Source organism: Micromonospora sp. 4G55 (assembly GCF_016803375.1).
The window spans coordinates 1-7,098 of the sequence record NZ_JAEVHN010000307.1 but is presented as its reverse complement, the minus strand read 5'-3'; the positions used below and the strand labels follow the sequence as shown (position 1 = coordinate 7,098).

Annotated in this window: 8 protein-coding genes and 2 pseudogenes; 6 read left to right on the top strand and 4 right to left on the bottom strand. The window is 73.5% G+C overall.

What is annotated here, in order from left to right:
* Both JNW89_RS22305 and JNW89_RS22300 read right to left on the bottom strand, forming a co-directional pair.
* Nucleotides 1-724: pseudogene (locus JNW89_RS22305) on the bottom strand (pirin family protein); the annotation flags it as partial.
* Between the two features lie 10 nt (nt 725-734).
* Entirely contained in the window at nt 735-1,214 is a 480-nt protein-coding gene (locus JNW89_RS22300) for a MarR family winged helix-turn-helix transcriptional regulator (RefSeq protein WP_088962874.1), read from the bottom strand.
* A gap of 159 nt (nt 1,215-1,373) precedes the next feature.
* Between JNW89_RS22300 and JNW89_RS22295 the strand changes: the two genes are divergently transcribed.
* Together JNW89_RS22295 and JNW89_RS22290 are read left to right on the top strand one after the other, a co-directional pair.
* Complete coding sequence (locus JNW89_RS22295) at nt 1,374-1,901, top strand: GNAT family N-acetyltransferase (RefSeq protein WP_238450372.1); 528 nt, start codon at nt 1,374-1,376, stop codon at nt 1,899-1,901.
* Between the two features lie 26 nt (nt 1,902-1,927).
* Nucleotides 1,928-2,518, top strand: coding sequence for a DUF1684 domain-containing protein (locus tag JNW89_RS22290; RefSeq protein WP_238450371.1), 591 nt, complete (start codon nt 1,928-1,930; stop codon nt 2,516-2,518).
* Between the two features lie 51 nt (nt 2,519-2,569).
* Here JNW89_RS22290 and JNW89_RS22285 read toward each other — a convergent pair.
* Nucleotides 2,570-3,156 (bottom strand): annotated as a pseudogene (locus JNW89_RS22285) (general stress protein).
* 108 nt (nt 3,157-3,264) lie between these two features.
* On the opposite strand from JNW89_RS22285, the gene JNW89_RS22280 reads away from it, so the two are divergent.
* Genes JNW89_RS22280 through JNW89_RS22270 form a run of 3 tightly spaced genes read left to right on the top strand, consistent with a single transcriptional unit; the run spans nt 3,265 to nt 6,441 of the window.
* Nucleotides 3,265-5,112: a glycoside hydrolase family 15 protein gene (locus JNW89_RS22280; protein ID WP_238450370.1), complete on the top strand. Its 1,848-nt coding sequence runs from the start codon at nt 3,265-3,267 to the stop codon at nt 5,110-5,112.
* A complete protein-coding gene (locus tag JNW89_RS22275; protein WP_238450369.1) occupies nt 5,112-5,891 on the top strand; it encodes a glucose 1-dehydrogenase in 780 nt (259 codons plus the stop codon). The genes JNW89_RS22280 and JNW89_RS22275 overlap by 1 nt, the downstream gene beginning before the upstream one ends.
* A gap of 49 nt (nt 5,892-5,940) precedes the next feature.
* Nucleotides 5,941-6,441, top strand: a complete 501-nt coding sequence (locus JNW89_RS22270) for a metallophosphoesterase (protein ID WP_238450368.1) — start codon at nt 5,941-5,943, stop codon at nt 6,439-6,441.
* 3 nt (nt 6,442-6,444) lie between these two features.
* On the opposite strand, the gene JNW89_RS22265 is transcribed toward JNW89_RS22270, so the two are convergent.
* Entirely contained in the window at nt 6,445-6,660 is a 216-nt protein-coding gene (locus JNW89_RS22265) for a DUF3072 domain-containing protein (protein ID WP_210777358.1), read from the bottom strand.
* Between the two features lie 100 nt (nt 6,661-6,760).
* Between JNW89_RS22265 and JNW89_RS22260 the strand changes: the two genes are divergently transcribed.
* Nucleotides 6,761-7,098 (top strand): NAD(P)-binding protein (locus JNW89_RS22260; protein WP_238450373.1); only part of this gene is annotated, 338 nt, incomplete at its 3' end.

Below are 7,098 nucleotides of genomic sequence, written 5' to 3'. Positions count from 1 at the left end.
CGCACCGGCCGCCGGTCGGTGCCGACGTGCCGCGGCCGCCCAGCACGTAGACCAGCGCGTTGAAGTTGGGCCGCCAGGGCAGGCTCAGCTCGGCGCCGGGCTGGAGCGTCACGTGCGCGATGGTGATCGGGGTGTGGGTCGAGCCCGGCCCCCGGTGCCCGGCCACCTCGCCGGCGATCACCCGGATCAGCGCCCCGCCGTCCGGCGTGGTGAGCAGCGCCGCCTCCCGACCCCGGATGTCCTGGTAGCGCGGCGGCTTCATCTTCGCCACCTTGGGCAGGTTGACCCAGAGCTGGAGGCCGTGGAAGAGGCCGCCGCTCATCACCAGGTGCTCCGGCGGCGCCTCGATGTGCAGCAGGCCACGGCCGGCGGTCATCCACTGGGTGTCGCCGTTGGTGATGGTGCCGCCACCGCCCTGCGAGTCCTGGTGGTCCATGATCCCGTCGATCATGTAGGTCACGGTTTCGAAGCCGCGGTGCGGGTGCCACGAGGTGCCCTTCGGCTCGCCCGGGGCGTAGTCCACCTCACCCATCTGGTCCAGATGGATGAACGGGTCCAGCTCGGTCATCGGCACCCCGGCGAAGGCCCGGCGCACCGGGAAGCCCTCGCCCTCGTAGCCGCGCGGCGCGGTGATCAGGCGGCGCACCGGACGGAAGCTGGTGCTCTCGTCGAGCCGGGGCAGGCGGGGCAGGACGAGGACGTCGTCGACGGTGATGGCGGGCATCGCGAACTCCTTAGTCGCTCAGGGTGGACGACGCGTCGCGGTCGGCGCGCAGGCGCCGGCCGAGTCGTTCGAAGACCCGGGTCAGGGTGGCGACCTCGGCGTCGTCGAGGTCGTCCATCAGGTGCCGGCGGACCGAGGCCAGGTGCCCCGGTGCGGCCTCGCGCAGGGCGAGCAGCCCGGCGGCGGTCAGCACCGCCTCGCTGCCCCGGCGGTCCTGCGGGCAGGACTCCCGGGCGACCAGGCCGCGCCGCTGCATGGACGTGATCTGGTAGGTCAGCCGGCTGGGGGAGAAGACCAGGCGGTCGGCCAGCTCGCCCATCCGCAGCCGCTGCCCCGGAGCCTCGGCGAGCAGGACCAGCACGTGGTAGTCGGCGAAGCTCAGGCCGCGGTCGGCGCGCAGGTCGTCCTCCAGCTGGGTGAACAACCGCTGGCTGGCCTCGATGTACGCGCGCCAGCCGGCCATCCGCGCGCTGTCCAGACTCTCCGTCACGGCTACGACTGTAGCACTCTTTCAAATTTAAACAAGGTCTCTGCGAGCTGTCGGTCAGGGGCAGAACGGGGGCGCTCAGCCGGGTACTTCAGTTGTGAAGGAACACGATCGGCGGAAAGCGCGGGCGGGCCGGCGGCACCCCGTGCCACACTCCGGCGCGTGGATCCCGTCGAGCTGACCGCCCCCGGCCTGCTGCTGCGCGCCTGGCGGGCGCGGGACGCTCGCGCCGTGCTCGTGGCGCTGCGGGAACCCGAGGTCGAGCGGTGGAACCCGCAGGGCGTACGGGACGAGGCGGGGGCGCGCGAGTGGCTGCGCCGGCGCGCGGACCCGACGGCGGTGGACCGGCTGTCCCTGGCGGTGACCGACGCGACCGACGGCACCCTGCTCGGCGGGGCCTCGCTCTTCCAGATCCACGACGGCAACGCCTCGATCGGCTACTGGACGGCCGCCGCCGCGCGAGGCCGGGGAGTCGCCTCCCGGGCCGTCACCGCGCTCGGCGGGTGGGCCTTCACCCACCTGGGGGTGCACCGCATCGAGCTCTGCCACGCGGTCGCCAACCCCGCCTCCTGCCGGGTCGCGGCGCGGGCCGGGTACCCGATCGAGGGCACCATGCGCGACTCCCACCGGTACGGCGACGGTCGCCGCCACGACGAGCACCTGCACGCCCGGCTGGCCACCGACCCCTGACCCCGGGGCCCGGCTAGGCTCGACGGGTGGACGATCTCGAGCTGCTCGACTGGCGGGAGCGGGTGGCCCGGCTCTACCTCTCCGACCTCGACCTGGCCGGCTTCCGCGCGGCCCGCGACGAGCTGTTCGCGGGGCACCCGCAGAGTCCGGTGCCCGCCGCCGATCGGGCGGCCTTCACCGGGCTGGGCTGGTTCCCGCCGAACCCGGAGGCCGTCGTGGAGGCGCCGCTGCGCCCCGCCTCGGGCACCGAGAGCATCGACACCGGCGGCCCGGACGGCGTGGTGACCTACCGGCGGGTGGCGGTGGCGCAGACCCCGTGGGGCCCGCTGACCCTGTGGTGGATCGAGGCGTACGGGGGCGGGCTCTTCGTGCCGCTGCGCGACGGCACCTGCGGCCGGGAGAGCTACGGCGGCGGCCGGTACCTGACCGACACCGTCAAGGGCACCTACGGCCGAGGGCTCACCCTGCTCCCCGGCGGGCGGGTACGCCTGGACGCCAACTACCTCTACAACCCCAGCTGTGCCTACGACGACCGGTGGGCCTGCCCGCTCGCCCCGCCGGAGAACCGGGTCGACGTGCCGATCCGGGCCGGCGAGCTGGCGTACCACCGGGCCTGACCCACGCCGCGACGCCCCCGGCGCGGTGCGCCGGGGCGTCGGGGTACGTGCTCAGCGGGCCGTCGCGCCGGTCGGGGTGAGGTGCATCCGTCCCAACAGCTGACGCGCCTGGTCGGCGATGTTCGCGTCCACCGTGACCGCGTACTGGCCGGCGCGCAGCGAACTGGCCGAGGTGAAGTCCCGCTGGCCGCCGGACATGGCGTGCGCGACCGCACCGAAGACGGCACCCCAGATCGCGCCGATGACCAGCCCGACCAGGATCACCGCCAGCCAGTTGCCAACCGTGAAGATGCCGAACAACAGGCCGATGAAGAGCCCGAACCAGGCTCCGGTGCCCGCGCCGAGCAACGCGGCCCGCCCGGTCGTCAACCGGCCGAGCACGGTCTCCACCAGGGTCAGGTTCGTCCCCACGATCGCGGTGTGTTCCACCGGGAACCGGTTGTCGGCCAGGTAGTCCACCACCGCTGCGCGGACGGATAGTCCGGGTACGAGCCGATCGTCACAGTGGGCGGCCCGGTCTGCGGGCCGTGCCCGTCACCGCTGGGCGCGGCCGGCCGGCCGGCCGGACCGGACGGGAGGTTCTCGTCGCCCGGCATCCCGGGACGCCAGGCCGCGGTCGGGTTCGAGGGTCTGGTCATCGCTGCCTCCTTCGTCGGCCACCCGTCTTCCCGACGGTCGGAACCGGTAACGCCCAACCGCCGCCGACGTCGAGGAATGCTGCTTCGCCGGCCCGGGTAGGCACCGGCGTGCAGAGCGGACGGATCAGTGAGCACGGGTTCCTGGCCGACGGCAGCAGCGCCGTGCTGGTGGATCGTGCCGGCTCGGTGAACTGGTGGTGCCCCGCCCGGTTCGACGCGCCGTCGGCGTTCGGGCGGCTGCTCGACGACCGGGCGGGGCACTGGTCGATCCGGCCCGAGGGCGGGTACACCAGCGAACGCTCCTACCTGGACGACACGCTGGTGCTGCGTACCGTCTTCAGCACCGCGACCGGCGCGGTGGCCGTCACCGACGCCCTGGCGCTGGAGCCGGGGGCGCGCGGGCACGACATCGGCCGGCGCTCCCCGCGGGTGCTCGCCCGGGTGGTCGAGGGACTCGCCGGCGAGGTGCCAATGCTGGTGGACTACCAGCCCCGGTTCGAGTACGGGAGGGTCAGCGCCTACCTGACGAACTCCGATGGAATGATCGACGCGGCCGGCGGCGGCTGCCGACTGCGACTGCGCGCCGACGTCGCGCTGGACTGCGGGGAGGACGGGGCCACCGCCCGGATCACCGTCCGCGCCGGCGAGACCTACCGCTTCACCCTCGGGCACGCTCCGGCCTACGGCGCCGCGCAGCCGGCCACGCCCGACGCCGACCAGGTGGTGGCCGACGCCGTCGCCGGCTGGCGGTCCTGGGCGGCGCTGCACGACGACTACCAGGGCCGCTACCGCGACGCGGTGCGGCGCAGCGCGATGGTGGTGCAGGGCATGACCTACGGGCCCAGCGGAGCGGTGGTGGCCGCGGCGACCACGTCGCTGCCCGAGCAGCTGGGCGGTGACCGCAACTACGACTACCGCTTCGTCTGGGTACGCGACTTCAGCCTCACCCTCCAGGCGCTCTGGCTGGCGGCCTGCCCGGACGAGGCGAACCGGCAGTTCTCCTGGGTGGGCCGGGCGATGGGCCGGATCGGCGACGAGCCGGTGCCGATCATGTACGGCGTCGACGGCGGACGGGACCTCACCGAGCACGCCCTCGGCAACCTCTCCGGCTACGACAACAGCCGACCGGTCCTGGTCGGCAACGACGCCTGGCGGCAGCGGCAGAACGACGTGCTGGGCGAGGTGCTCGACGCGGCCTGGCTGATGCGGTACTACCTGGACCCGATGTCGCCGGACGTCCGTCACCTGCTGCGCGCGCTGGCCGACCGGGCGGTGTCGGACTGGCGGCGGCCGGACGCCGGGATGTGGGAGGCGCGCGACGCCGAGCGGCACTACGTCTCGTCCAAGGTGCAGTGCTGGACGGCGCTGGACCGGGCGGTCCGCTTCGGCTCCCGGCTGGGCGACCCGGCGGACGTGGCCCGCTGGGCGGCGGCCCGCGACGAGGTGCGGGCGGCGGTGCTCACGCGCGGGTGGAACGAGCGGCTCGGCGCCTTCACCGGGGCTTTCGACTCCGACCAGCTGGACGCCTCGGTGCTGCTCATGCCGCTGGTCGACTTCCTGCCGGCGGACGACCCCCGGATGCGCTCCACGATGGACGTGGTGGAGCGGCGGCTGTCCCGCGACGGCCTGCTGCGCCGCTGGGACGACGACCCCGCGGGCTTCGTCATCTGCACGTTCTGGCTGGTCGGCTGCCTGGCCAAGGCGGGGGAGCGGGACCGGGCGGGCCGGGTGTTCGAACAGCTCGCCGCCCGGGTGAACGACCTCGGGCTGTACGCCGAGCAGATCGACCAGGTGACCGGCGAACACCTCGGTAACTTCCCGCAGGCGTTCTCGCACATCGGCCTGATCAACGCGGCGGGTCATCTCACCGCCGCCGACGAGCGGGCCCGCAGGGCCACGGAAGGCGACCGACAGCCCGTGCCGGCCGGTACGGGACCCAGGGAGGGAGCACGCTGATGACCGGACGACTGGCGGGCAGGACCGCGCTGATCACCGGCTCGGACTCCGGGATCGGACAGGCCACGGCGATCGAGTTCGGCCGGGAGGGCGCCGACGTGGTGGTGCACTACCTGCACGACCATGCCGGGGCGAACCACACCAGGGCCGAGGTGGAGAAGGCCGGCCAGCGGGCCATGGTGGTGCAGGGCGACATCAGCGCGGAGCAGCAGGTGGAGGCGATGTTCGACGAGGCGCTGGCCGAGTTCGGCGTGCTGGACATCCTGATGAACGACGCGGGGGTGGATGCCTCCGGCATCCCGGTGGCCGACCTGGACACCGAGACCTGGGACCGGGCCATCCGGATCAACGTCTACGGGACGTTCTTCTGCTCCCGCCGGTTCGTGCGGCACCGCCGCGACCAGGGCGGGCAGGGAAAGATCATCAACATCACCTCGATCCACCAGGAGGTGGCCCGGGCCGGCGGCGCGGACTACGACACCAGCAAGGGCGCGATGTTGGAGTTCGCCAAGAGCCTCGCCCTGGAGGTGGCGCCGATGCGGATGAACGTCAACAACATCGGACCTGGGATGGTGCTCACCCCGTTCAACCAGCGGGCCATCGACGATCCGCAGTACCTGGAGGAACAGGTGCAGTCCATCCCGTGGAAGCGGGCCGCCCAGCCCGGCGAGATCGCCAAGCTGGCCGTCTTCCTGGCCAGCGACGACGCCGACTATGTCACCGGGTCGACGTACTTCATGGACGGCGGCCTGATGCAGAACCAGGGCCAGGGCGCCTGAGCGCGCCGGGCGCGCACCCCCGCCCCGCCGACTGGCGGAGAATGGCGGGATGCGTCTGGTCATCCTCGCCGACACCCACGTACCGAAGCGGGCGCGCGACCTGCCCGCGCCGGTCTGGTCAGCGGTGGAGGCCGCCGACGTGGTGGTGCACGCCGGCGACTGGGTCGACGTGGCGCTGCTCGACGCGATGAGCGCCCGGGCCCGCCGGCTCGTCGGCGTGTACGGCAACAACGACGGCCCGGAGCTGCGGGCCCGACTGCCCGAGGTGGCCCGGGTGGACCTGGACGGCCTGCGGGTGGCGGTGGTGCACGAGACCGGGCCGAAGACCCGGCGGGAGGAGCGCTGCGCGGCCCGCTTCCCCGACCGTGACCTGCTGATCTTCGGCCACTCGCACATCCCGTGGGACAGCGTCGCCCCGGGCGGGCTGCGGCTGCTCAACCCCGGCTCGCCCACCGACCGGCGGTCCCAGCCGTACGCCACCTACCTGACGGCGCGGGTGGCGGCGGGGCGGCTCGACGAGGTCGAGCTGCACCGCCTGCCCCCGCGCTGAGGGTCACCGGCCCCGGCCGGTCTCCTCCTGCAACTCGTCGATCCGCCGGGACGCCTCGGCCTTGGTGAGGTCGTCCGGCACCTCCTCGCCGGCCTCCCGGGCCAGCGTGTGCAGGTACGACTCCTGAGCGGCGGTCGGCGGCTCCTCGCCGGTCACCCACTCGTCCGGGTCCTTGATCGCGCCCCGTGGGTCGGGCTGCTGCCTGTTGCGGTCGGCCATGATGTCCACCTTTCTTCGAACAGGTGTACCCCTACCCACGGTGTCGGTCCTTCATGCCGCCCGCCGCGGAGGCACATACGATCACTCGGTGAACTCGGGCGTGATCGTGGTGGGAGCCGGCATCGCCGGCGTGGCATGCGCGACGGAGCTGGTCCGGGCGGGTGTCGGAGTGCAGATCCGGGAACGGGGCCGGGTGGCGGGCGGGCGGATGGCCAGCCGCCGTTTCGACGGCCGCCCCGCCGACACCGGCGCCGCGTACCTCACCGTCGACGACCCCGACTTCGCCGAGGTCGTGCGGGGGTGGCGGGCCGCCGGGCTGGTCCGGGAGTGGACCGACACCTTCGTGGCGTACGGCCCGGACGGCCGGCGCGAGGTGACCGGTCCGACCCGTTGGGCCGCCCCGCGCGGCCTGCGCTCACTGGTCGAGGAGCTGGCCCG